The 25137-nt window shown below is 47.9% G+C and carries 21 protein-coding genes; 8 read left to right on the forward strand and 13 right to left on the reverse strand.

Translation table 11 applies throughout. The features are described from left to right. Positions 1–29 precede the first annotated feature (29 nt). The 4 genes from ACFQNF_RS10920 to ACFQNF_RS10935 all read left to right on the forward strand — a co-directional run bounded on the left by ACFQNF_RS10920 (position 30) and on the right by ACFQNF_RS10935 (position 6692). On the forward strand, positions 30–1661 hold the full coding sequence (locus ACFQNF_RS10920; protein ID WP_380188005.1) for a flavin monoamine oxidase family protein: 1632 nt from the start codon (positions 30–32) through the stop codon (positions 1659–1661). A gap of 10 nt (positions 1662–1671) precedes the next feature. Next, the gene (locus ACFQNF_RS10925) at positions 1672–2706 is read left to right on the forward strand and encodes a TRAP transporter substrate-binding protein (protein ID WP_380188006.1); all 1035 of its coding nucleotides are present in this window, start codon (positions 1672–1674) and stop codon (positions 2704–2706) included. Positions 2707–2870: 164 nt separating this feature from the next. Next, on the forward strand, positions 2871–3446 hold the full coding sequence (locus ACFQNF_RS10930) for a DNA-3-methyladenine glycosylase I (protein ID WP_380188007.1): 576 nt from the start codon (positions 2871–2873) through the stop codon (positions 3444–3446). A gap of 477 nt (positions 3447–3923) precedes the next feature. Then, the gene (locus ACFQNF_RS10935; protein ID WP_380188008.1) at positions 3924–6692 is read left to right on the forward strand and encodes a response regulator; all 2769 of its coding nucleotides are present in this window, start codon (positions 3924–3926) and stop codon (positions 6690–6692) included. A 269-nt stretch (positions 6693–6961) separates the two neighbouring features. On the opposite strand, the gene trhP is transcribed toward ACFQNF_RS10935, so the two are convergent. From trhP to ACFQNF_RS10950, 3 genes are all read right to left on the reverse strand, one after another. Next, positions 6962–8332, reverse strand: a complete 1371-nt coding sequence (gene trhP / locus ACFQNF_RS10940) for a prephenate-dependent tRNA uridine(34) hydroxylase TrhP (protein ID WP_380188009.1) — start codon at positions 8330–8332, stop codon at positions 6962–6964. Positions 8333–8738: 406 nt separating this feature from the next. Next, the gene (locus tag ACFQNF_RS10945) at positions 8739–9005 is read right to left on the reverse strand and encodes a DUF2798 domain-containing protein (RefSeq protein ID WP_380188010.1); all 267 of its coding nucleotides are present in this window, start codon (positions 9003–9005) and stop codon (positions 8739–8741) included. 225 nt (positions 9006–9230) lie between these two features. Further along, a complete protein-coding gene (locus tag ACFQNF_RS10950) occupies positions 9231–9515 on the reverse strand; it encodes a hypothetical protein (RefSeq protein WP_380188011.1) in 285 nt (94 codons plus the stop codon). A 21-nt stretch (positions 9516–9536) separates the two neighbouring features. Between ACFQNF_RS10950 and ACFQNF_RS10955 the strand changes: the two genes are divergently transcribed. Further along, on the forward strand, positions 9537–11174 hold the full coding sequence (locus ACFQNF_RS10955) for an aminotransferase-like domain-containing protein (protein WP_380188012.1): 1638 nt from the start codon (positions 9537–9539) through the stop codon (positions 11172–11174). 7 nt (positions 11175–11181) lie between these two features. Here ACFQNF_RS10955 and ACFQNF_RS10960 read toward each other — a convergent pair whose 3' ends face one another. From ACFQNF_RS10960 to ACFQNF_RS10975, 4 genes are all read right to left on the reverse strand, one after another. Next, complete coding sequence (locus ACFQNF_RS10960) at positions 11182–12471, reverse strand: HD-GYP domain-containing protein (RefSeq protein ID WP_380188013.1); 1290 nt, start codon at positions 12469–12471, stop codon at positions 11182–11184. A 213-nt stretch (positions 12472–12684) separates the two neighbouring features. Next, on the reverse strand, positions 12685–14547 hold the full coding sequence (gene dxs, locus ACFQNF_RS10965) for a 1-deoxy-D-xylulose-5-phosphate synthase (RefSeq protein WP_380188014.1): 1863 nt from the start codon (positions 14545–14547) through the stop codon (positions 12685–12687). Beyond that, on the reverse strand, positions 14547–15440 hold the full coding sequence (locus ACFQNF_RS10970; protein WP_380188015.1) for a polyprenyl synthetase family protein: 894 nt from the start codon (positions 15438–15440) through the stop codon (positions 14547–14549). The genes dxs and ACFQNF_RS10970 overlap by 1 nt, the downstream gene beginning before the upstream one ends. Next, on the reverse strand, positions 15441–15671 hold the full coding sequence (locus ACFQNF_RS10975; protein ID WP_380188016.1) for an exodeoxyribonuclease VII small subunit: 231 nt from the start codon (positions 15669–15671) through the stop codon (positions 15441–15443). Between the two features lie 406 nt (positions 15672–16077). Between ACFQNF_RS10975 and ACFQNF_RS10980 the strand changes: the two genes are divergently transcribed. The 3 genes from ACFQNF_RS10980 to ACFQNF_RS10990 all read left to right on the forward strand — a co-directional run bounded on the left by ACFQNF_RS10980 (position 16078) and on the right by ACFQNF_RS10990 (position 20601). Further along, the gene (locus ACFQNF_RS10980) at positions 16078–16926 is read left to right on the forward strand and encodes a beta-1,6-N-acetylglucosaminyltransferase (RefSeq protein ID WP_380188017.1); all 849 of its coding nucleotides are present in this window, start codon (positions 16078–16080) and stop codon (positions 16924–16926) included. A gap of 94 nt (positions 16927–17020) precedes the next feature. Further along, positions 17021–18802, forward strand: a complete 1782-nt coding sequence (gene glmS, locus ACFQNF_RS10985; RefSeq protein WP_380188018.1) for a glutamine--fructose-6-phosphate transaminase (isomerizing) — start codon at positions 17021–17023, stop codon at positions 18800–18802. 161 nt (positions 18803–18963) lie between these two features. Next, positions 18964–20601 carry a methyl-accepting chemotaxis protein gene (locus tag ACFQNF_RS10990; protein WP_380188019.1) on the forward strand — a complete coding sequence of 546 codons (1638 nt, stop codon included), beginning with the start codon at positions 18964–18966 and terminating at the stop codon, positions 20599–20601. Positions 20602–20655: 54 nt separating this feature from the next. Here ACFQNF_RS10990 and ACFQNF_RS10995 read toward each other — a convergent pair whose 3' ends face one another. The 6 genes from ACFQNF_RS10995 to ACFQNF_RS11020 form a co-directional block, all read right to left on the reverse strand. Continuing rightward, positions 20656–20922 carry a hypothetical protein gene (locus ACFQNF_RS10995; protein ID WP_380188020.1) on the reverse strand — a complete coding sequence of 89 codons (267 nt, stop codon included), beginning with the start codon at positions 20920–20922 and terminating at the stop codon, positions 20656–20658. After that, positions 20919–21302, reverse strand: coding sequence for a phage holin family protein (locus ACFQNF_RS11000; RefSeq protein WP_380188021.1), 384 nt, complete (start codon positions 21300–21302; stop codon positions 20919–20921). Before ACFQNF_RS11000 ends, ACFQNF_RS10995 begins: the two co-directional genes overlap by 4 nt. Before the next feature lie 5 nt (positions 21303–21307). Beyond that, positions 21308–21607 (reverse strand): ElaB/YgaM/YqjD family protein, encoded by a 300-nt coding sequence (locus ACFQNF_RS11005; RefSeq protein ID WP_046350991.1) that lies wholly within the window; start codon positions 21605–21607, stop codon positions 21308–21310. Positions 21608–21677: 70 nt separating this feature from the next. After that, positions 21678–22511: a carboxylating nicotinate-nucleotide diphosphorylase gene (gene nadC, locus ACFQNF_RS11010; protein WP_380188022.1), complete on the reverse strand. Its 834-nt coding sequence runs from the start codon at positions 22509–22511 to the stop codon at positions 21678–21680. A 151-nt stretch (positions 22512–22662) separates the two neighbouring features. Then, a complete protein-coding gene (locus tag ACFQNF_RS11015) occupies positions 22663–24015 on the reverse strand; it encodes a phosphomannomutase/phosphoglucomutase (protein ID WP_380188023.1) in 1353 nt (450 codons plus the stop codon). Positions 24016–24026: 11 nt separating this feature from the next. Next, positions 24027–25025, reverse strand: a complete 999-nt coding sequence (locus tag ACFQNF_RS11020) for a YheT family hydrolase (protein WP_380188024.1) — start codon at positions 25023–25025, stop codon at positions 24027–24029. Positions 25026–25137: the final 112 nt, after the last annotated feature.

Below are 25137 nucleotides of genomic sequence, written 5' to 3' on the forward strand. Positions count from 1 at the left end.
TTATGTGCAATCCTTTTCTGGAGTCTGTCATGTCTAGCTCATCGCATATGTTTGCCAGTGTCCCCTCCAATAAAGCCTCATTACGTGCAGCTTATGAAGCATGGCTTAAAGCGCGCACCCCTTTGCAGCCTGCTCAAAAAAACCCGCCTTCATCCAATAAACGCGTAGGTATTGTGGGCGCAGGCATGGCGGGGCTTTACTCAGCCTTGATTCTTAAAAGCCAAGGCATCGATTGCCGCCTGTTTGAAGCGCATCCGGAACGCTTGGGTGGACGAGTTTATACGCACCGCTTTAATGAAGAAGCGAATCAATATTTTGAAGCCGGTGCCATGCGCCTGCCCCAAACCCCTGAGCAGCAGCCCGTATTTGATCTGATTAGCTACCTGAATGAACAGCTGCCGCCTTCCTTAACAATTGATTTAATTCCATACAATTTATACGATCCAAGCGGCAATTTAGTGTATGTCAATGGGAAACGTGCCTTTGGCGGAGCCACCATGACGCTAGATTACGCCAATCAACACCCTGAAGCGCTTGGCTTTAATCTGGCACCGGAAGATCGCAATAAAACAGCCTCGCAACTGCTTGATGAAGTACTGCAACCCTTTTTTGATTTATTGGAAATTAATTTCGACCTAGGTTTTGCCAAAATTGTTCAGTATGACAATTACTCGCTCTACACCTACCTCACCGAAATTGCGGGCTGGAGTATGGAGAAAGTGAATTATGTAGAGGTCATGAATTCGGCTTCTAACCAATTCCAAAGCAGCTTTACCGAGCTAGTCATCGAAAGTATGGATTTCTCCGGCGCACAATGGATGACGATTGCCAATGGTATGGACAGATTGCCCAATGCTTGCGCAACTTTAATTGGCACTGAATCGATTTCGATGAATTCACCCGTGAAGCAAATTGAAAACCTTCAAGATGGCCGTGTTGCAATTCATTATGGCGAGCTTGGCGAATTTGATACTTTTGATAGTGTGATTCTGGCCCTGCCACCTGCCGCACTAAGGATGATCTCTACTCCGCAATGGTCGCCCACTAAAATGCAAGCCATACGCACCATGCATTTTGAGCCTCTGTATAAAATCGGCCTGCGCTTTAAAAGCCGTTTCTGGGAACAACTTCCGCAAGCGGCAATGGGCGGCCAATCCACCAGTGATCTGCCAATGCGCTGGTGCGTTTATCCCTCCTACGGGCTGGGTGACTCAGGAGCAGGCGTGTTGCTGCTCTATTCATGGATGACCGATGCCTATAACTGGCTGCCACAAACTCCAGAAGAACGTGTACGTCTGGCGCTCAGAGACTTACAAACGCTTTATCAAAGCAGCGTCGATATTCATGAGCAATTTATTGAGTCTTTTGATGTCGCTTGGCCATCTGAATGGGCGACGGGCGATGCCATGTTTTACCCCGGGCAATTCCGCCAACTCTTTAATAGCGCCCGCCAGCCAGAGCAAAATATCTACTTTGCCGGAGAGCACCTCAGCGTCCACCACACCTGGATTGTGGGGGCTTTAGATTCGGCTTTACTCGCCTGCCAGCAGCTTCTAGGCGATGAAAACCTGATACCGCTGCAAGCAGCCAACCAGCCTCCGCGCAGCCCTCACGTGCATGATTACAGCCAATGTGCAGCGGCCCCTCTTTTGCATCGCTAAGGACAAAGCCATGTGGCGTATGTTTTGTATCATGCTACTGCTCAGCAGCCCGCTCTATGCCGAAGAAGAACTTGCACCTGAGCCATTAAAAGCGATTGGCTCATGGAGCATGCTCAGTCAGTTTAAAGACTACGAAAAACCATTCTGGACCGAGCAGCTCCCTAGGCTCAGCGAGGGCAGAATCAAGGTCAATCTGAGTGCTTTTAATGATGTAGGCTTAAAGGGCAGCGAAGTATTACGCCTGATGAAGCTGGGAATGACTGATTTTGGCACAACGATCCTATCGTATATTTCTGAGCAAGACCCGCGTGCCGAAGCAGTTGATCTAGCCGGGCTCACCATGAATTTAGCCATGGAGCGGCGCGTCGTCGAAAGCTATAAGCCCGTGCTTGAGCGCTATTTTGAGCAAAAACAAAGCATTAAAGTACTCGCCATGTGGCCTTACTCCGCACAGCTTCTGATGTGTAATGGCCCGATTAAAAACCTAGAGGGGCTCAAGGGGAAAAAAGTAAGAGTCAGCATGCGCACGACCAGTGATCTGATCGAAGCTTACGGCGCCATCACGCTCAGTATTCCTTTTGATCAGGTTTACAACAAAATGAAAGCCAAGCAACTCGATTGCCTCATCACCTCGGCCTTAGCAGCCCATAGCGCGCGTTTTTACCAAGTGGCAACGCATATTTATAATCTGCCACTGGGTTGGAGTATGGTGATGCTGGGAGTAAACCAAGCGTCTTGGGCTAAAATTGATGTCCGCGATCAAAAAATCATTGAAGCGGGTATTAATCAGCTAGCCGACAATCTTTGGCAAGCTGCAGAAACTCAAACCACATTGGGGCTGGCTTGCAATACCGGAAAAAACTGCACGCTGGCTGAGCAAGGATCAATGGTTCTGGTCCAGCCTGCGAGTAATGATGAAGCACGGCTGGCCAAAACGGTTAAACAAGTGGTCCTTAAACGCTGGGCAGAGCGTTGCGGTGCAGACTGCATTACAGAGTGGAATAACAGCATAGGAAAAACCCTGAATATCACGCTGCAGCCTTGAGTAATCCAGCCCTCTACACTGATTTCTTTACAAAATAATGACCGTTAAGTAGCAATGCACAAAAAATAAGCAGAGCTATTTTTCATATAAAATTCATCAAGTTACAAAACAAGCTAACAGCTTATCCACAGATCAACACCATCTTTTGGGGGATAAAAGCCAAGATGTCCACAAGTCATTTAACCCGTTGCGGCTGGTGCAGTAATGACCCGCTTTACCAAAACTATCATGATCAGGAATGGGGGCAGCCCCTCTATGATGATCAGGCGCTCTTTGAGCTGTTGTGTCTGGAGGGCGCACAAGCAGGCCTTTCTTGGATTACCATATTAAAAAAACGCGCCCACTACCGCCAAGTCTTTGACGGCTTTGATGCACAAAAAATGGCCGCTTACGATGCAGAAAAAATAGTCCAGCTATTAAGCGATAGCGGTATTGTGCGCAACCGGGCTAAAGTCGCCGCCTTTATCAGCAATGCCGCCGCCTACCTCAAGCTACAACAGGAAGAAGGCCGCTTTAGCGATTATTTATGGTCATTTGTAAATGGTAAAACCATACGCAACCACTGGCCATTACTCAGCGACACCCCTGCTTTAAGCGCCGAATCCACCGCCATGAGCAAAGCCTTAAAAAAACGAGGTTTTAAATTTATCGGCCCAACCATTTGCTACGCCTTTATGCAAGCCAGCGGCATGGTTGATGACCATAGCCCAAGCTGCTGGGTACGTAATCCCCCCAATTAAGCAGCGCAAATCAATGCAAAGGTGTAATCGTTGCTTCTGCTGTAGTTCCATTCACGGATGCTGCTCATCATTAAGCAACATTCACCTAGCTTAAGTACCTACCTGATGCACCTTGGCGTTCAAATCTACAAAGATAAGTTGCTAAAGCCATACTATTTCTTCTAATAAATCATGGAAAATCAAGCTGGCTTTATCTAAATCATCATAAAACCAATACATAAAAACCCCAATAATAAAAATAATTAATTAAGCATCAAGAAAGAAAATAACTCAAGTACACTACTGGTATGCCCTTTTTAAGTCGCCTTCTGAAAAGAAGACAAACTCATCCAGCACTTGCAATGGATATCCAGCTAAAACCCAGGGAGATAGCAAGTTAATCAAAGCTTTAGCTATTTGCTGATTTTCAGGTAATGATTTATTTAATTAGCTCAATCCAGTGCCCATTCAAGTTTGCGTGTTAGTAAGGATGTATCGATGAATCATCAGCCAATCCATATACCAGAAAGTTTTTTGACTAAATGGCAAGACACCATCAATGTAATGGCCAACCTTTTCGAAGTGCCTGCTGGCTTAATGATGCGCGTTTTACCGGAACAAATCGAAGTGCTTCTGTCCAGCGAAACGGCAGGGAACCCTTATGAGCACTCAGAAAAAGCGAATTTAAATACCGGCTTATATTGCGAAACAGTGATGGCTAGCCGCAGCCTTTTGCATATTCCCAATGCCCTAGAAAATGAGCAATGGAAAGATAACCCCGATATAGCACTGAATATGATTTCCTACCTCGGCGTGCCCCTGCTCTGGAGCGAGCAAGAAGTCTTTGGAACAATTTGCGTACTTGATAGTAAGACACGGGTATATCAAAAAAAGTATTGTGATTTACTATGGGAAGTAAAAAAAAGCATAGAAGCCGACTTTAAAATCATACAACAACAAGAAAAACTCGACGCCTTCAATAAAGAACTTATTCTTATCAATCAAGGCCTTCTTATTGCCAAGCAAGCTGCTGATGCGGCAAACCAAAGTAAAAGCGATTTCCTCGCCAATATGAGCCACGAAATCCGCACCCCAATCAATGCCATCATGGGGATGTCCTACCTTGCTTTAAAAACAGAATTAAACCCACGCCAAAGTGATTACATCAGAAAAATACAAAGCTCTGGCCAGCATTTACTTGGCATCATTAATGATATTCTTGATTTTTCAAAAATAGAAGCAGGTAAATTGGCCGTAGAAAATGTAGAGTTTGAACTAGAAAAAGTACTCGATAATGTTGCAAATCATATGGGTGAGCAAGCCGCCAGCAAAGGCTTGGAGCTTATTTTTAATGTTGATAAAAACATTCCGCTGAATTTATTTGGAGACCCGTTAAGGCTTGGGCAAATACTGCTTAATTTTGTTTCAAATGCCGTTAAGTTTACCGCTCATGGCCAAATAGAAATGACGATTAGACTGCAAGAAGAATCTAGGCAAGATATCGTGATTTATTGCGCCGTACAAGATAGCGGCATTGGCCTGAGCCATGAGCAAATAAGCCGCCTGTTTCAAAGTTTCTCTCAGGCAGATACATCCACCACACGCAAATTTGGCGGTACAGGCCTTGGGCTGGCCATTTCTAAAAAGCTGGTTGAGCTCATGGGCGGAACAATTGGCGTAGAAAGTGAACCTAGCAAAGGCAGCTGTTTCTGGTTTACGCTGCCATTAGGCAAAAGCACCGCAGCAACACAGCCACTATTATTAAATAGTCATTTTCAAAATAAACGTGTTCTGGTCGTTGATGATCATCAGAACGCGCGTGACGTTTTAACCACGCAACTTAATCATATGCAATTAAGGGCCGACTCCGTTGCATCAGGCAAAGCAGCTATTACAGCCATTAAACAAGCGGATAAACAAAACGAGCCCTATGAAATCATATTTTTAGATTGGGAAATGCCATCAATGAATGGCATAGAAACCGCACAAAAAATCAAAGCACAGACACTACAATCTATGCCTGCCTTTATTTTGGTTTCGGCTTCTGATCAGGATGATGCGATTAAAGCCAGCGATGCCAATATTACTTTCCACACTTTAAACAAACCGATTAATGCATCACAGCTGTTTAACAGCGTGCTCAGCGCATTAGGCGGCAAACCAGAGAGCGACCCTAGCGCCCGTAGTAAACACCATTTCACTCCCCAGTTAAAGCGTATTCAAGGCGCCAGAGTGCTCTTGGTAGAAGACAATCATATTAATCAAGAAGTAGCGCGTGAGTTCTTACAATCTGAAGGCCTGCTGGTTGATATTGCAGAAAACGGCCTGCTTGCCATAGAACAGCTGCAAGCTGCTCATTACAATATTGTGCTGATGGATATGCAAATGCCGGTTATGGATGGCCTGGAGGCAAGCAGGGAAATTCGCAAATTAAATGAATTTCAGCACCTCCCCATTGTGGCCATGACCGCCAATGCCATGCAAGGCGATCGAGAGCGCTGCCTTGCGGCGGGAATGAATGACCATATCACTAAGCCCATTGAGCCAGAAGCACTTTGGAAAATGCTCATTAAATGGATTAAACCAGAAGAAATTACGGCCAGCAGCCCGCCCATATACTCCGCCCAGCCCTCCGATGAGGCAAAGCTACCTAAGGGCATTGAAGGGCTGGATATAAACTTGGGCTTAAAATACGTCCTAGATAAAAAACCGCTTTATCTGGCCGTCCTAGGCAAGTTTGTCGCCGAGCAAAAATATACGATTCCCAATATACGCCATGCTTTAGAAAACCTAGACTGGCCCACGGCCGAGCGCCTTGCGCATACCTTGCGATCTGTAGCCGGGCTCATTGGTGCTGTCTCATTACAAAAGCAGTCGGAAACACTCGAATCCGCGCTTCACCAAGGACAGCGCCAGCAAGCACTTGATCCACTGCTTGATGCTCTGGCGGCGCCTTTAGACGCTTTGATCGCGCAATTAGAACAAAAACTGCCCAATCTGCAGAGCAAATTTAATACCATCATTGATCCCCAAAAGCTAAGCGAAATTACACAGCAACTTTACAAACTGCTCGCTAACGGGGACTCGGAAGCGATTTCTATTCTAGAAACCCACGCCAGCCTTTTGCATACCGCATTTCCACTGCATTTTAAAATCATTAATGAAAGCATTCAGGCTTTTAATTTTGACCTTGCCTTAGCAACATTAAAGCAAGCTGCAAAAGGTACTGAATCATCCCCCCCCTTAGGCCCAATCCTGTCAACTTAAGGTGAATTCGTAACTTGGGTTAGCAGCTGTATCGCGTAATCCAACATTCTTTTGCGCCAAATGTTGGGTTACGCTGATTTATCCGCCCTTCAAATCGGCGAATAAACCAGCTAACCCAACCTACAAAAGCATCCTTTCCCTTAGGTTTTACTTAAGTTGATAGGATTGCCCTTAGGTCTATCTCCACATTAGCGCTAACTGGCTAGTAGTATTCAGCAAAAATAATAGGGGGTGGCATGGCCACCCCCTATTATTACTAAGTACCGCAATTAAGCGGCCATTTCTGCCTCAGTAAACAAGCGCGAAATCAGCGATTTTTCAAAGCCTTCTTCCATCGGAATAGAGATCTTCACGCCATTACCCGCGGCAACGGTGCAAGGGTTACCGCTCTTATCGCGCATGGCGGACAAGGTAATAATGCGATTACCGCTTGGGTGAATAATTTCTAGCTGGTCACCCACTGCAAAGCGGTTTTTGACTTCAATTTTGGCCCAGCCTTCTTTAATGCTGATCACTTCACCGACAAACTGGCTTTGTTTGGCTTTGGAATGACCATCCAGATAATTTTGCGCTTCATGGGTGTAATGGCGCTGATAAAAGCCATCGGTGTAACCACGGTTGGCCAAGCCATCCAGATCAGCAAGCAGCGCCGGATTAAACGGCCGCCCCGCTACCGCATCATCAATCGCTTGGCGATAAACCTGAGCGGTACGCGCCACGTAATACAGCGACTTAGTGCGGCCTTCAATCTTGAGCGAATCCACACCGATCTTGGTCAGGCGATCGATATGCTGCACCGCGCGCAGATCTTTGGAATTCATAATGTATGTGCCGTGCTCGTCTTCCAGAATCGGCATCAGCTCATCCGGGCGGCTTTGCTCGGCAATCAGATAGGTTTTATCGGCAGCAGGATGGCGCTCAGCACCACCACAGGCAGCAAAGCTTTGATTGGCTTCTTCCATCGCCTTATTAAAATCAAACTGAATCACTTGTGGTTTTACATCGCCCGCATCGTCTTCCACCGTGTCATTCATTTTATAATCCCAACGACAGGCATTGGTACAGGTGCCTTGATTAGGATCGCGGTGGTTAAAGTAGCCCGATAAAAGGCAGCGGCCAGAATAGGCAATGCACAAGGCGCCGTGCACAAAGACTTCCAACTCCATATCGGGGCAAAGCTGGCGGATTTCTTCGACTTCATCAAGGCTCATTTCGCGCGATAAAATAACGCGCTCTAGCCCCATCGATTTCCAGAATTTCACCCCAGCGTAATTCACGGTATTGGCTTGCACCGATAGGTGGATGACCTGCTCGGGCCATTTTTCCCGCACCATCATAATCAGGCCAGGGTCGGCCATAATCAGCGCATCGGGCTTCATGGCGATCACCGGCTCCATATCGGCGAGGTAGGTTTTAACCTTGGCGTTATGCGGCAGAATATTGCTGGCTACAAAAAATTTCTTGCCCCGCTGATGCGCCTCAATAATCCCTTGGCCAATTTGCTCAAGCTTAAATTCATTATTGCGGGCACGCAGTGAATAGCGCGGCTGACCGGCGTAAACCGCGTCTGCGCCAAAATCATAAGCGGCGCGCATTTTGTCCAATGTGCCAGCGGGAAGGAGAAGTTCTGGGGCTTTCATGATGATCCGTTCTTTAAGCGCCTGCATGCGGGTAGAAGATCTACTTGCAAGGCAGATTGTAAAAAAACGCGATTATAGCACGGACTATTTGCCTATTTTTTAATCAGACACAAAAAGCAACTTTAAAACAGCCACTTAAACTGCTTATCCACAAGCCATCCACGGACTTGCTGGATAAATTCTTGGATAAACGACAAAGACTGCTTAAAAAATACGCAACTCAAAAAAAACCTGACAGAGCAAAGACTTGCCTTACTTGTCCACAGGGCATGCACAGGCTTGTGCGCGCAGGGCGGGGATAAGCTGAAATTTTATGACACAGGTCCCCGCTGTGCAAAAGAGGGGCCTGTGAGCGCATCAAAAAACGCGGATTAAATGGCTGTTATCCGAAGCCACCTAGCTCGACTTAGCCCTGATCAATGAGCAAAGCGGTCAACTTTTTAACTAAAGGCAAAACCAAGAGCAGGGTAGGAAAAGCCACCAGCCAAGATAAGCCCCAAGCGCTGGGCCAAAGATCAAACAGCCTAGATGTAAAACCCACACCACGCAAAGTACTGATCAATGAAACAACGCAAGTCATTAAAATAGAGAGTAAAAATGGCATAACTAAATTGGCGTGCCTGGCGGGAATTAAGCCCAATCGGCGACGAGCGGAAGGATTTGATGATTTCATAGCAACTCCATAAGCCGGACAAACAAGCGCCTTTTTGCAGCAATGCGTCTTAAGCCCTTGATCAGGGAAAAAACGCTCATAAAAAAAATTTCTTATGGGTAGCAGCAAAAAACAAGCACCGGAAATATCCGGCGGCTTTAGCGCGTTGATTGACGTAAACGCTTACGGCAAACCAAGAGATGATTTACACCATCATCATATCTAAACATACAAACAAGTTCAAGCTTAAAATCCAGCCAATAATGCTTGGATTTTCCAAGCCCAACGGCGCACAGACGATGTATCAATGATGTGTATTTCTACCCCGTCCCCCGCCAAACTCACCCAGCCCGCTTCCTCTATCAACTCAAACTCGCCTTCAAGCAATACTCGGGTCTGTGGCAGTAAAAGCTCCCCCATATAATGCGGCGTGTATTGAAGATGCAGCTTGCCCCGCTGCACCAAGATCTGTGTGCCAGTCCTTAAATAGCCACGTACTACTTGGCCTTTGCGTAAAACTTGCTTTTCCATCACCTTGCTCCGCCGCTTTTGATGCAAACCATCTTAATAGGCAGCAAGGCGCAAAAACAGCGACAAGAAATCAGCATCTGCTACGCAACAAGGGCGATTTATTTCATCTGTTATGCTGTGGTTTATCGCTATCTATATCTATGTAAAAGCACGCTGTTACTGCATGATTCCCTTTCATTAGGCGGAGGCTTTATGGATTATCTTTATCAACGCTGGGCGTCTCACTATCTGGCCGCCATCGTGGCAGGCACGCTTAAAGTGGGTGAGCGCATGCCATCCCTGCGAGAGCTAATGCGCCTGCACGGCATCAGCCTCTCTACCGCCTTGCAATTGTGCCGCCAGCTGGAAACCGATGGCTATCTGGAGGCAAGACCGCGCTCCGGCTATTTTGTCCGCCAAAGAATGCGCATCACGCCGGTGACAGAGCCAAGGCTAGAGATCGATCCTGCGCAATATGTAGGAATTCATGCCCGTGTTTCTGGTTTTATTGCACGAGGTAGACAGCAGACGATTAAGCATAATTTCTCAGTAGCCCGCTGCTCACCCGATCTTTACCCCGGCGAAGCGCTTAAAAATGCAGCGATTCGGGCCTTAAAGCAAAACCCCGATTTATTTGTGAGCGCCGTTCCCAATAAAGGCCATCCAGAATTTAGAGCTGTATTGGCTAAGCGGGCAATGCGCATGGGCGTGTTGATGTCCGCCGATGAGGTGCTCATTACTCATGGCTGTATCGAGGCGCTTAATCTGGCGCTGCGAGCAGTGGCTCAGCCTGGCGACACCATTGCGGTTGAATCGCCGACCTTTTACGGGCTGCTGCAAGTTTTGGAAAGCTTGGGCCTACGTGCCATTGAAATTCCCACCAGCCCGCAAACCGGTATTTCTATCGAAGCCTTGGAGCTGGCTTGCCAAACTTACGACAATATCAAGGCCGTAGTGGTGGTGCCGCATTTACAAAATCCACTGGGCAGCATCATGCCAGAGACGCATAAAGACCGGCTGGTAGCGCTTTGCGAAGCGCAGGCGATTCCATTAATCGAAGACGATACCTATAGCGAGCTAATCAACGACGACATTCCGCTGCGCGCCTTAAAAGCACGTGATCAAACCGGCAATGTGATTTATTGCGCATCGCTGCATAAGATTTTAGCGCCAGGTATGCGTTTAGGCTGGATGAGCGGTGGGCGCTGGCAGGCGCGGATCGAGATGCTGAAATACGCGCAAACGCGCGATAACGAGGCATGGTCGCAAATTGCGGCTGCCGAATATATGGGCTCCAGCGCTTACGATCGGCATTTACGCAAGCTACGCAGCACGCTCAAAACCCAGCGGGAACGCACTGCCGAGGCCATTGCCCGCTATTTTCCAGCGGGTACGCGGCTGAATGTGCCCAATGGTGGGCTGGCATTATGGGTGGAGTTACCCGAGCAGCTATCGTCTAAGCGGGTTTTTGATGCAGCACTCAAAAGAGGAATCTTAATTGCACCGGGACTGATGTTTTCTAACTCGAACCGCTTTGAGCACTTTATTCGGATTAATTGTGGCTGGCCGTTTAGCCCGGAAATCGATCGTGCCTTACAAAGCCTAGGCAATTTAATTACTGAAATCATTGAGATAAACAACAATCATCAAAACGATATAAACACCGCGCTTGCTGAATAAAGCGCGATCAGATCTCACGCAAATGAAAAACTAAATCCTTTAATGCTTCTTGTGAGATGCCATCTAAGGTGGGGGAACGACGATCAATTTCATTTGCAAGATCGTATAACATCCATTCCATTTCACTGAGCATAGCTTGTAATTCAGCCAGCATTTCCGGGTCATCCTGGCCAAAGGAATACATCGCTGTTACATCATCCGGGTTTAAGCCTGCCTGCAAAATTAAAGAGCGAATGCTATCCATACGCTCAAATAAAAAACCCAAAGGCGAGTCGGCTTTTGCTCCGCCTTTCATTTGCCCTTCAAGCATGGCGTGTAAAGCCAGCCATGCCTGCAAAAAATCGGCAATATGCGCTAATTGCAAAGAGGTGTCTTTGCCTATCACAGCGGGTGTCGCTTCATGCGGCGCTGAACGCAATAAATCCCGTAAGGCACGAATGGATGCAGGATCAAAACGACTTTGATTTAAAGTAAATAAAACATCCAGCCGCTGTAAATCAAAGCGGCGCAATACCGCATCGGATACATCCGCAATCGCAATAATTTGTGCCAGGCGATTAATCGTTTCTTTACGTAAACCATATGGATAGCCACTGCCATCCAAGCGTTCATGATGGTGCAAAATGGCTTGCGCCGCAGCAGATGAAAAATGGGGTAACCCTTGCACCACAACATAGCTGGTAATCGGATGAACATGAATATAACGACGCTCTTGAGGCGTAATCTGATGGCCAGATGTGAGTAGCTCGGGATCAGTATGCATCTCACCCAGATCATGACAAATCGCCCCCAAAGTCAGCGCGGCACAATCTGCTTCTGATAATTTAAGCTGCTGCGCTATAGCGTAAGCCACAATGCTAATACGAAGCGTATGCTCAAATAACTCTGCCCGCTGATCTTGCATCACCGTTAGTCTGAAGCGAATCGGCGTTGGCAAAGACAGGCCTGCCAGTTGATGTTTGATCGCCAAAGGATCGCCCGCTCTCGTCACCAAACGGGCAATTAAAGGGTCTTTTTCTAAAATTTTACCTGCTTCAAAAGCCAGCTGCCCACCATCCACCGGCCGCTCTGTAGCAAGCGCCTGATCGAGCGGGGTGGATAATTTATGCTTGGCTAATAAATCAAACTGATGGCTGTTAATCTTTGCCCCTTTTGCCAATAACTTCATGCCATTGGCAGCAAAAATATCTTGATCCGCCACCACCTCCCGCCGATCGCCCATTTGCGTGGCCGCACGTAAGTAATGTGGATTTTCTTCGGGTAGCTCGGATAAGGAAATAAGAGGATCAGGCATCATCAGCACGCAGGGAGGAACACTTCACCAGCTTAGGTTATTTAATGCCTGAGCGAAGTTTATCTCCCCTAAATCGAGCTGAATGCGCACTGTAAACCGACTAAGACCCTTAATCTGAGATTGTGAAAGATATTCTTATGCCAGCTGACAAGCAGCTCATTGCCTAACGCATAAAAAAACGAGGCATCGCCTCGTTTTTCTTCGTTAATCCAGTCTTTAAATCGTCCAGCGCTGACGTATACTTGCCGCAATCCCAGCGGCATCCAAACCGCATTCAGCCAGTTGTACCTGCTGATCGGCATGCTCCACATAGCGATCAGGAAAGCCTAGCTGCAATAATGGCTTACATGTATTTTGCGCCATTAAGCTTTCCAGAACAGCAGAGCCTGCACCGCCCATGATTGCGCCTTCTTCAACCGTTACCAGATAATCATGGCTGGCGGCTAATTCGGCAATCAAAGCACTATCCATCGGTTTCACAAAACGCATATTCACCACCGTTGCGTCTAATGCTTCACCCGCCTCTAAAGCTGCGCTAAGCACAGGGCCAAACGCCAAGATGGCGATCTTGCTGCCACGGCGACGTACCTCAGCACAGCCCATAGGGATAGCGGTCATGGTGTTTTGCACTTCAACCCCTGGCCCTGTGCCGCGTGGATAACGCACTGCGCTTGGACCATCATGCAAGAAAGCCGTGTAAAGCATCTGGCGGCATTCGTTTTCGTCTGCTGGCGTCAACACCACCATATTCGGAATACAGCGCAAAAACGCAATATCGAATGAGCCTGCATGGGTCGGGCCATCTGCACCCACTTGCCCGGCGCGATCAATTGCAAAGACCACCGGCAAGTTTTGCAATGCCACATCATGGATCAGCTGATCATAAGCGCGCTGCAAGAAAGTAGAGTAAATCGCCACCACCGGCTTTAAGCCTTCACAGGCTAGCCCTGCGGCAAAGGTCACCGCGTGTTGTTCGGCAATACCGACATCAAAGTAGCGCTGTGGGTATTCTTGCTCAAAGCGAACTAGGCCAGAGCCTTCACGCATGGCGGGCGTAATGCCCAGCAAGCGCTCATCCATTTTTGCCATATCACATAGCCAATCACCAAAAATCTTGGTGTAGCTGACTTTGGCTGCCTTCACGCCCTGCATGCCGTCTTCTTTTTCAAACGGCGTAACGGCGTGGTATTTCACCGGATCGGCAACGGCTTTTTTATAGCCCTCGCCTTTGCGCGTCACCACATGCAAAAACTGCGGGCCTTTAAGCTGCTTGATATTCGCCAGTGTTGTCACCAGCGTATCTAAATCATGGCCATCAATCGGGCCGATATAATTAAAGCCAAACTGCTCGAACATCGTTCCCGGTGTGAGCAAGCCTTTAACGTGTTCTTCACCTTTTTTCGCCAGCTCTTTTAAAGGCGGCACCACATCCAGCACCCGGCCAGAGGCGCTACGAATACCATTATAAAACTTGCTTGAGAGCAATTTAGACAGGTAATTGGTCAGTGCGCCCACATTCGGCGAGATCGACATTTCATTGTCATTCAGCACCACCAACAGATTCACATCCCGGTGGCCCGCATTATTCAAAGCTTCAAATGCTTGTCCTGCCGTCATTGCGCCATCGCCAATCACGGCAATGGCGTGGCGATCTTCACCCTTAAGCTTAGCCGCTTCAGCAAAACCCAAAGCTGCACCAATCGATGTGCTTGAATGCCCCACGCCAAAAGTGTCGTACTCGCTTTCTTCCCGCTTAGGAAACCCTGCCAGACCATGCTGCTTGCGCATGGTGTGCATCTGGCCACGACGACCCGTTAAGATTTTATGCGGATAGCTTTGGTGGCCCACATCCCAAACTAAACGATCGTGTGGCGTATTAAAAACATAATGCAACGCAACAGTCAGCTCGAGTGCGCCTAAATTAGAAGCAAAATGCCCTCCCGTTTGGCTAACGGAATCAAGCAGGTAATTGCGCAGCTCATTGGCCAGCTGAGGCAAATCGGCACGCGCCAATTTTTTAAGCTCAAGCGGACAAGACACCTTATCAAGCAGGGGATAACTCATATCGAGTTTCTTCATCAGTTAGTGCGTTCCACAATAAAATCGGCCAAGAGCACTAAGCCACGGGCTTTTTCACCAAAAGGAGCAATCGCAGCCAGCGCTTCGGCTTTTAGCTCAGCGGCTTTTTGTTTTGCAGCGGCGAGCCCCAGCAAGGAGACGTAAGTAGGTTTATTATTCGCCGCATCTTTGCCTGCTGTTTTACCCAGAGTGGCTGAATCCGCTTCTTCGTCCAGCACATCATCAACCACTTGAAAAGCCAGGCCAATACATTGAGCGTAGTAGTCTAATCTGCCCCGGTCTTCATCGCTGATGGCTACGCCGCAATAAGAAGCCAACATCACCGCGGCACGAATCAGTGCGCCCGTTTTTAAGCCATGCATTTGCTCTAGCTCAGGCAAGCTTAAAGCTTGCCCCACACTATATAGATCAACTCCCTGGCCACCACACATACCAAGGCTGCCCGAAGCACGGGCAAGAATATTTACCATTTTTAGCTGATCACGAGGCTCATCTGCCAATGTACAGGAAGTCAGGATGTCAAACGCAGCGGTTTGCAAAGCATCGCCTGCTAATAATGCCGAAGCCTCACCAAAAGCAATATGGCATGTTGCTTTGCCACGGCGCAAAACATCATCATCCATTGCAGGCATATCATCGTGCACCAGCGAATAGGCGTGAATCAGCTCAACCGCAGCGCCTACATATTGCAAACGATCAGGTGAGGCATCCACAACAGCGCCCGCAGCAAATGCCAATAAAGGGCGCACTCTCTTACCACCATCAAGCACTGAATAGCGCATGGCTGTATGTAATTGTGAGGGTAAATGATCTGCCGCAGGTAGAACAGTTTTAAGCGTCTGCTCCATACGAGCCTGAACGTCTTGCATCCAGCTTTTAAATTCTAATGTCATCTATTCTTTATCCGCAGAGAAAGGCTTGAGCTCCGCCCCTTCAAGCACACGAATGCGCTGCTCGGCATCCACTAAACGGCTTTCGCAAAATTGTAGTAATTCAGTACCACGCTGATAAGTCGTCAATGCTGTTTCCAGCGGGAGCGAGCCCGCTTCCATTTCAGTAATCAAACTTTCCAGCTCCTGAAGACCAGCTTCAAAACTGACGGGGCTTTTAGTTGCTTTCGGCATGCGCTAAATATCCCGAATAAAACCGCAAACTTTAGCCCTATGAAGCTATACAGTCAATATTGATCAGGCTTAGATTGTGTTTCATTGCATTGTTGCACAGACTATTACCACATTATTTATTTCATCTTATTAATTAAAACCGCAATCGCTATATCTGATCATTTAATCATCTGCTAATTCACCTCACCCAGGCCTAGTACAGACAAAGCCGGCTCCGCGGCCATTTGGCTTACAACGTGGCTAGTCTGTCAACACGATACAGCGCTGGATATTCAGTGCACTATCTTGGCTAAGGCTCTGCTTTTTTCCTTTCACTCTGGAAAAGTGCTTAAAGTTTGTGCATAACATCATTTATTTGCAAAGTATTCAGGTTAGAATTAAAACCATTTATTAAATGGAAATCAGAATGCGTATTGGCTATTTAATCCTATGCCACGCTCACCCAGCGCAATTAGGCCGCCTATGCCAACAGCTTTTTGCAGAAAATACCCGGCTTTATATCCATGTTGATGCCAATACACCGACCGATATTTTAACCGCCATGCAAGAGGCTACACCTTCAGAAGCATGCTTTATTAAGAGACAAGCTTGCCGCTGGGGTGGTTTTTCGCTGGTAAGCGCAAGCTTGGCACTGATTGAAGCAGCACTGAAAGACGATTGTGATTATCTGATATTGCTCTCTGCACAAGATTATCCGCTGAAATCCCATCAAGACATTGTTAATCAATTGCAGCAGCACACTGGTTTTATTGAGTTTCGCCCTCAGCCTGATCCCGGTTTTGATATCCGCTACCGCTATCAAAGCTATCACCCGGAGTGGCTCAAAGGCAGTCTTGCAGGTAAGTTATTACAAAAAATACAACGCCCGCTTAACCGGCTTGGGCTATTACAACGCAAGCTACCCCGCGCAATTCATACCATTTACTCCGGCTCTCAGTGGTGGTGTTTATCCAGCCGTGCCTGCCAAGCCTTGCTTCAATTTTGTGCGGAAAACCCGGGAGTCATCCAATACTTTCGCCAGACCTTGGTACCTGATGAAATGTTTGTCCAAACCATCCTGATGCACACGGCCATTGCTAAAGAATTAGTCAATGATTCACAACATTATCTGGAATGGGAAACAGGGGCTTGGTCACCACGCACCTTTGAGATCAGTGATGCAGCACGCTTACTTGCCTGCCCATCGCTCTTTGCCCGAAAGTTTGCCGCTGATGGCCTACTCACCTCACAGCTCAGCACTCATTTAAACAGCTAGCCCACGATACTACTCAATTCTTACAAAATAAGTCATATATTTTCTAGTTTATATTAGATAATAAAGAAGACTAGCAAAATATTGGAGCAAGAATATGGGTGCTTTGATTGGAATCGTTTCTCAAGAAAATGCTCTAAAAAATATCAGCCAACAACTCAATGCCCTGATAGAGCAAGGCCATTGCAGTGCGACTTTAATCACCGATCAGCCAGCAGCACCCATTTTATCCTGCCCCATTCTGACTCTGCACCTGCATTTACATGAGCAAACCGCCCATCGAGCCTTAATTCGCTTGGATTGGGATAAGCCGGTTAAGCACAGCATTGCCAGATGCCGGGAGACGATTACAGTGAGCTGCCGGGGCTTGATAGAGAATAGTGAGGCCTTACAAAATAAGCTGGCCACCTTAGGCTATCTGAACGACAAACCCAGCACCGCCCAACTTGCCGCAGATTTAATTCATTGGCATTACCGCAGCCAGCATGATCTATTAAAAGCTGTTCATTTAGCCGCCAGTGAACTCATCGGGGTTTACGCCATTGGCGTGATGTCTGCAGAAAATGAAATCATTTGCACCTCCAGACACATCCCCCTCTTTATTTCAGTAGGTCAAAGCAGTGCGGGCTTTTCTGATCAGCCACAAGCGCTGCAAAGCATCGCCCCGGAAATCATTCGCCTGGCTTTAGGTGACACCGCCAGATTTAGCCCCGGCAAGTGCACAATTCTTAACCCGCTAGGGGAGCCTTGCCAGAGAGAGCCCGAAGACTTTCAGCACGCCAGAATAAAGCTGCATGGCTTTCATCACTATATGCAGAAAGAGATCAATGAACAGGCGGCGATTTTTGCAGATATTCTGGACGATAGCGGCTGCGATGCCAATTTGGCTCAATTATTAGATAACAATGCCGCTCGTATTCTCTGCGATATAGAAGGCATCACCTTGCTAGCCAGCGGCAGCAGCTATCATGCCGCACTGATCGCCCGTTATTGGTTTGAAGCCTTAGCTGGCCTGCCATGCACGGTTGAGCTGGCCAGCGAATATCGCTACCGCGATGCGGTGCAGCACCACAACACGCTGATTATTGCGATTTCCCAATCCGGTGAAACCGCCGATACGATCGCGGCGCTTAAATACGCGCAAAGCCAGAATCATACACACACGCTGGCCATCTCAAACGCCTCCCCCAGCACCTTAATGCAACTCGCCCGCTTTCAACTCTTTTTAGCGGCGGGGCCAGAAATTGGCGTCACCTCAACCAAAACATTTAGCACCCAGCTCCTGACCTTATATCGGCTGGCGCTCTGCTTTGCCAAGCTACGTGGTCATCTGCCCCCTGCCACTGAAGCGGCTGCCATTCATGATCTGCTGCGCCTTCCACGGGCAGCCAGTGATCTTGCGATGATCACAGAGCAATTACAAGAATGGGCGCACAAAATATTCGATAGTAAGCAGCTCTTTTTTGTAGGCCGGCACCTTTATTACCCGCTTGCCCAGGAAGCCGCTTTAAAGATGCAAGAAATCGCCTATATCCACGCATATGGTTTTCCTGCCGGCGAGCTAATTCACGGGCCGCTCACCTTAATCAACAAAGATTTACCCGTGATCGCCTGCTTGCCCTGGAACCGCTTAACCGAAAAACTACTCGCTAATTTGCAAGAAGTCAGAGCCAGAGGTGGTGAATTGTTTATTTTATCGGATGCGGGTCTTGCCTCTGCAGAGCACTTTAATGTGATTTGCATGCCAAACAATCTGCATGATTTAAATCCTATTTTGTATGGCATCGCCTTACAAACACTGGCATATAACACCGCTATTTTGCAGAAAAACGAGATTGATACCCCAAGATACCTGAGTAAGTCTGTAACCAAAGTATAAGTAATAATCAATCTTCAAAAATGCTAAAGACAGTAAATGATCAACTTTTTTTTAGCGCGCAAACTCATGCTTGAAACGATCATTTTTTGTCATATTCATGCAACATAATAATCATACTCTTCGCCGGTTTCTTCCTACTAAATTAGAGAAATCTGATGAGAATGACCACGCAATTAAAATGGGTAAGCGGCTTGACTGTTGTAGCCCTTGTCTCCCTTGCCTGCTGGATGGCATGGAAGAGCAACACACTTGCGCATGATTTCCAGTTTCATCACGACAGCCAAAATGCGGTCAATTCTCTAAATCATATCCGCGGCACCATGCTGATTATTTCTAGGCTCGACCCCCTAGTCGATACCGCCAAGCAACAACTGCAAACCGCTCAACAAACGGTACAAACCGAGAGCCCGGTAATCAGAGCGCACCTAGCTCCTTCTGAGCAGCAAAAGCTCGATGCCCTGCTCAGCCAACACTGGCAAAATTATCTAAAACAATTTCAAAGCGCGATCACCATTGCCAGCGAAAGCCCGCAAGATGCTTTAAGCATTCCGGAACAAATTTATAAAAATGATTTGGAGCCCGCCTTAGCGGTACTCAATCAATTAGAAACAAGCTTGCAAACTCAATCACGTGCAGCAAATCAGGCCATCAGCGCTCATATCGATCAGCTCTTACGCACCGTGCTATTACCGCTTTTATTCAGTGCCCTCTTTATTGTGCTCAGCCAGCTGCATTTTGCCCGCAAGCTCAAAAGCCGCTTACATGCAATGGCCACAGAAACGGCAAAACTAGAGACCGGCGATTTAACCAGCCGGATTGCAGAAACCCCGGATGAATTAGGTGAGCTAGGCCAAGGAATCAACCGCTTTCTGAATCAGCTGGAAAACACGCTGCAGCAAGCACGCCAGGCCTCACAACTGTCACGGGAAGAAGCAAACCATATTACTCAGCTCGCCAAGGCCAACCATGAGGGGGCAAGCTTGCAAAGTAATCATCTGCTGGAAATCGGCTCGAGCAGCATTCTGCTGCAAGATTCAATCACTCATATCAGTGTGCAAGCTGTACGCACGGCCATCATTAGTCAGCAATCACTGGTCAATGTGCAAGCGGCTCATTCTGCGGGGCATGATTCAAAGCTCAAGTTGGAAGCATTAACAGATGACTTTAATCAGATAGAAACCACCATGCAGGCGCTCACCCAGGCCATACGCCAGATCGTCAATGTAGCCACCATGATCGAAGATATTGCTGGGCAAACAAACTTGCTCGCGCTCAATGCCGCGATTGAAGCAGCAAGAGCAGGTGAGCATGGTCGTGGATTTGCAGTAGTGGCCGATGAAGTCAGAAAACTCTCCCACCTGACCGCAAGCTCAACGAAAGACATCCGCCGTATTCTGGACGACACGCAAGCCTGCACTCAGGAAACACTTGCAGCCATGCAATCTGCGGCATCGCATGTGATTGAATGCCGGCAAGACAGCCACACCATTAGCAGCGCATTGGGAGAAATCAATCAGGCCGCCAGCAAGGTCAACGAAATGATGGAAACCATCAGCGCCGCAGTAGAAGAGCAAAGCGCCTTCAGCGAAGCCATCAATGAAAGATTACGAGATATTGGGGGTAATGCGCAGGCCAGCAGCCAGAGAAGTGAGCAAATGCTCGGCGAGATGAGCGAGCTGACTTATGCGGCGAATCATCTTGATACGCAATTGGCCTTTTTTAAATTTCGCCACCATCTGCAAATAAACCATGCACAAAAAACCAGCGAGCCTGCGCTAAGCTTAAGCTTTGCTACATAAAAAAATAAGCCGGGCATCGCTCGGCTTATTTATATTTGGCTACAGCTGGCTAAGCTAAGCTCGTTTCCTCATCACAAACCGGGCAATCTGTAACACCCCCAATGCAAGCGCAAGGTGCTTTTTCAAGCCTTCAGAACGCAACGCAAATCGTGCTAATTTCAGCCAGCCTAATAAGCCGCCTTTAGGCTGGCTGATCGCTAAACCCTCTTGCAGAAAATTAATCGGCTGGGCAAAGGCTTTCAACTCTTGCCGCAACGCTTGCCGCTGCTGTTCGGCTTTGAGCTGCAAAAACTGTTTACGATAGAAGCGAGCTAATTTCATGCCTCATCCTCAGCGTGAAGTAAGGCTTTGCGATCACGAGCCAGCTCGCCGCAGGTCGCCGGAAACAAATCAGCGGCGTGTTTTAGACGATGGCGTAAGTAAGCAGCAAAGCCAATTGCAGCTCCGCCGTATACCAGCATAAGTCCAAGCGCAACAGCAATCCGATGACTATCCCAAAAAACAATCAACAGCAAAACGGCAGCCAAAGCCAGACATAAGCCCCCTAGCACCACAGACAGCACGCCTAAAATAAAATTAACGGCAAAACGCTGCAAAGCATCCTGTAGCTCTAAACCGAACAATTCAAGATGTGTGCCAAGCAAACCAGCTACTTGAGCCAGAATACGCTGCACGCTGGCAAGAAGAGGAGTCGGAGGCATCACAATTAACGACGCGAGATCAACATACCTACCAGCGCGCCTACCGCTGCTGCCACACCAATGGCTTGCCAAGGATGATCGTGCACATACTCGTCGGTGACTTTAGCGGCTTTTTTAGCCTTGGCAACCGCAACTTGTTCGACTTCTACCAAACGAACTTTGGCCATACGCAAACGTTCAACGGCCCGGGCATACAGAGCCTCAGCATCTTTACCACCGGCCTGAGACGCCTCAAGCAAAAGTTGCTCAGCTTCTTGCAAAATATCTTGTGATTGATCGAGTAAAGTTTCGCTATTGGTATTCATAAGAAAAGCTCCTTAGAAGTACGAGAGAAAAAAACTGACACAAGTTAAGAGGGGTATAGCTGTTCCGTACTTACACAAACCGCATTGATAAATCGACTGCTTGCACATCTTTAGTCAGCTTACCAATTGAAATACGCTGAACGCCTGTTTCGGCGATTTCACGTACAGTATTCTCATCTACGCCGCCAGAAGCCTCTAAAACAGCACTATTTCCCGCCAATGCCACTGCAGCGCGTAGATCAGTTAAATTCATATTATCGAGCAGTACTGACTTAGCGCCAGCATGTAAAGCCTGCTCCAGCTCATGAATGGTTTCTACCTCTATCTGAATACTAACATCAGGCGGAGCCAATTTCACAGCTACTTGTAAGGCTGCGGCAATACTACCAGCAGCTAAGATATGGTTTTCTTTTATTAAAATACCATCGTATAAGCCAATACGCTGGTTCTGCCCACCGCCCACCGTCACGGCATATTTCTGTGCCAAGCGTAAGCCTGGCAGCGTTTTACGTGTGTCATGAATTTTTGCTGAAGTATGACTCACTATATCAACATAACGACGCGTTTCGCTCGCCACTGCCGATAAAGTTTGTAAGAAATTTAATGCGCTCCGTTCTGCCGTTAATAAGCTGCGCGCCAGCCCATGGATGCGGCACAGGGCTTGATCAGCCTCAACACGCTCGCCTTCCTGAGCCAGCCATTCTATTTTTACCCGTGAATCAACCTGGCGAAATACTTCGTCAAACCAAGCCTGCCCGCATAACACAGCACTTTGCCGCGCAATCACTGTGGCACTGCCTTGGGTGTCGCTCGTAATCAACATAGCAGTCCAATCACAATGGCCGATGTCTTCCTGTAAAGCATTTGCTACTTGAGCAGCGATAAGGTGTGGAGCAGGAATCATTGTTTTTCCAAAAATAAATACAGACCCGCATTCAGCAAAGTCTTGATAAACCCGTCATCGATACGCTTAGGATGGTACAAGCTGCCACACAGCAGCATCCACCCTAATTCCTCTAAAAAAATACGCCGGATAGCTTATAAGCCATCACGCATTACGCCACCAGCGGAAACTCCAACGGCGCAATGGCCGCTGCTAATTCTGAGCGTATCCTTGCTAAGCCCTGCGATGTTTGTGCCTCGATCCTCAGCGTTAAGACCGGCGTGGTATTTGACGCACGAATCAGGCCAAAGCCGTCTGCATATTCAATACGTAAACCATCGATCGTAAAAATACGCAAAGCCTGAGGAAAAACTGCGTTTTGAGCAATTTTGGCAACCAATTGATGCCCATCTTGCTCTAAGGCCACTTGCAACTCAGGCGTGGAAACAGAGCGGGGCAATGTGCTTAACATTTGCTCTAAATCCTGCTCTGCCATCAGCTTTAAAAACCGGGCCCCAGCAAACAAGGCATCATCGTCTTGCCAGTCATTAAAAGCAAAATGCCCAGATAACTCCCCTGCAAGCAAGGCTTGGGAATCATGCAAATGACGTTTCATATGCCCATGCCCTGTTGGGATTGCGGCGCAACTCCCTCCCTTGCTTTTCACCCAATTTGCAATTAAGCCACTCGATTTCACATCATATAAAATATGCCCCGGCTGTTTTTCTAAAGCCGCTGCGGCAAATAACATTAGTAATCGGTCGCCAGGGATGCTTTCACCATGGCGAGTCACCACACCTAAGCGATCCCCATCACCATCAAATGCCAGCCCGATATCTGCATTCTGCTCTAACACAACGCGTTTTAAATCTGCGAGATTCGCCTCAACCTGCGGATCGGGGTGGTGATTAGGAAAAGCGCCATCAACTTGGCAAAATAACTCAATCACATCGCAACCTAAGGCACGATATAAATCAGGAGCAAACGCCCCCGGCACACCATTGCCACAATCCACCACCACTTTAAAAGGCCGCGCTAAAGGGCAAATCGCTGCCACGGCAGCATAGTAATCAGCAGCAATATTAAGCGGCTGAATCTGCCCATTGCCTGCAATAAAATCATCGGCCTCAATACGCAGCCGTAAAGCCTGCAAGGCTTCACCATCAATGGTTTCGCCTGCCAATGTCATTTTAATACCATTATAGTCAGCAGGATTATGGCTACCGGTAATCATTACCCCGGAACCTGCAGCATACTGACGGGCTGCAAAATAGAGCAAGGGTGTGGCTGCCAAGCCTAAATCAAGCACGGTAATGCCACTTGCCACCAGCGCGTTGATCAAAGCAGCAGCCAGAGCGGGGCTGGAAAAACGGCCGTCCCGAGCAACGGCAATGCGCTGAATGCCACGCTGATGGGCCTCTGCACCTAAACCCAAACCAATATAGTGAGCCACCTCAGCGGTAAGCAGCGATGTTTGAGCGCGAATATCGTAAGCTTTAAAAAGACGAGGAGAAAGCAGAGGCAAAATAAGCTCCCTTAGCGAGGCTGCGGTAAGTGGCACTGAAAGAAACGGTGCAAGGTTTGTGGCAGCCACTGCAAGTGGCCCGGCATCGCACCGGAGACAAAGCCAACATGTCCTCCTTCCCGCGTTTGCATTAGTGTAACGTGATCAGACACTTCCTCCTGCAAAGGCAAAGACTCATAAGGTACAAAAGGATCATTTTTTGCATTAATCACTAAACTGGGTAGACGGATTGAAGCAAGATGAGGCTTGCAGCTTGCCACTTGCCAGTAGTGGTCGACACTTTTAAAGCCATGAATGGGGGCCGTCACCAAGTCATCAAACTCACGCAATGTAGTGACGCGGCGTAAGCTTTCCTGATCAAGAAAAGGATTATCAACCAGCTTTAGTTTAGCAAAGGTCTTCTTGCGTAAGCTGCGCAAAAATTCACGCGTGTACACCCTGCGATTAAAGCCCTGATCCAGCGCATTGCCCGTTGCAGTTAAATCCATCGGCGCACATACCGCAGCAGCAGCATTAATCACCGCAGAAGCGGCCTCGCCCTGCTCTCCCAGCCACTTAAGCAAAGCATTTCCGCCTAGCGAAACGCCCACCGCAAAAATAGGCACATCCGGATATTGCGCACGAATGCGGCAAAGCACCCAATCGATTTCGGCAGAGTCTCCCGCATGGTAAGCCCTTGGTAATCGATTAATTGCATTGCCACAGGAGCGAAAATGCGGCACCACGCCTCGCCAGCCCAAAGGGTAAAGATAATCAAATAAAGAGGTTGCATAGTGGCTGCGCGAACTGCCTTCCAGACCATGAAATAACACTACCAAAGGCGTGCCTACCCGGCCGTCTACCCAATCAAGCACAATGGAATCTAAATCCGGCGTAATCCAGGATTCTCTGCGATAAATCGGCGTTTTTTTCCACATCAACGTTGCAGGATAGATCGTTTGTGCATGCCCACCGGGCAGCCACGCAGGGGCAGGGTAAGCTGGCACAGTAAAGGGAGTGGTGCGAGACATGGCGAGATATCAATCCAGAAGAGCAAAAATACATATAAAAAAGGGGCGAATAAACGCCCCTTCAATATTAACACAAAAGCTTACTCAAAACTTTCTTTGCATTTCCTAAGCA

Source organism: Iodobacter arcticus, from assembly GCF_042664895.1.
GTDB lineage: Bacteria > Pseudomonadota > Gammaproteobacteria > Burkholderiales > Chitinibacteraceae > Iodobacter > Iodobacter arcticus.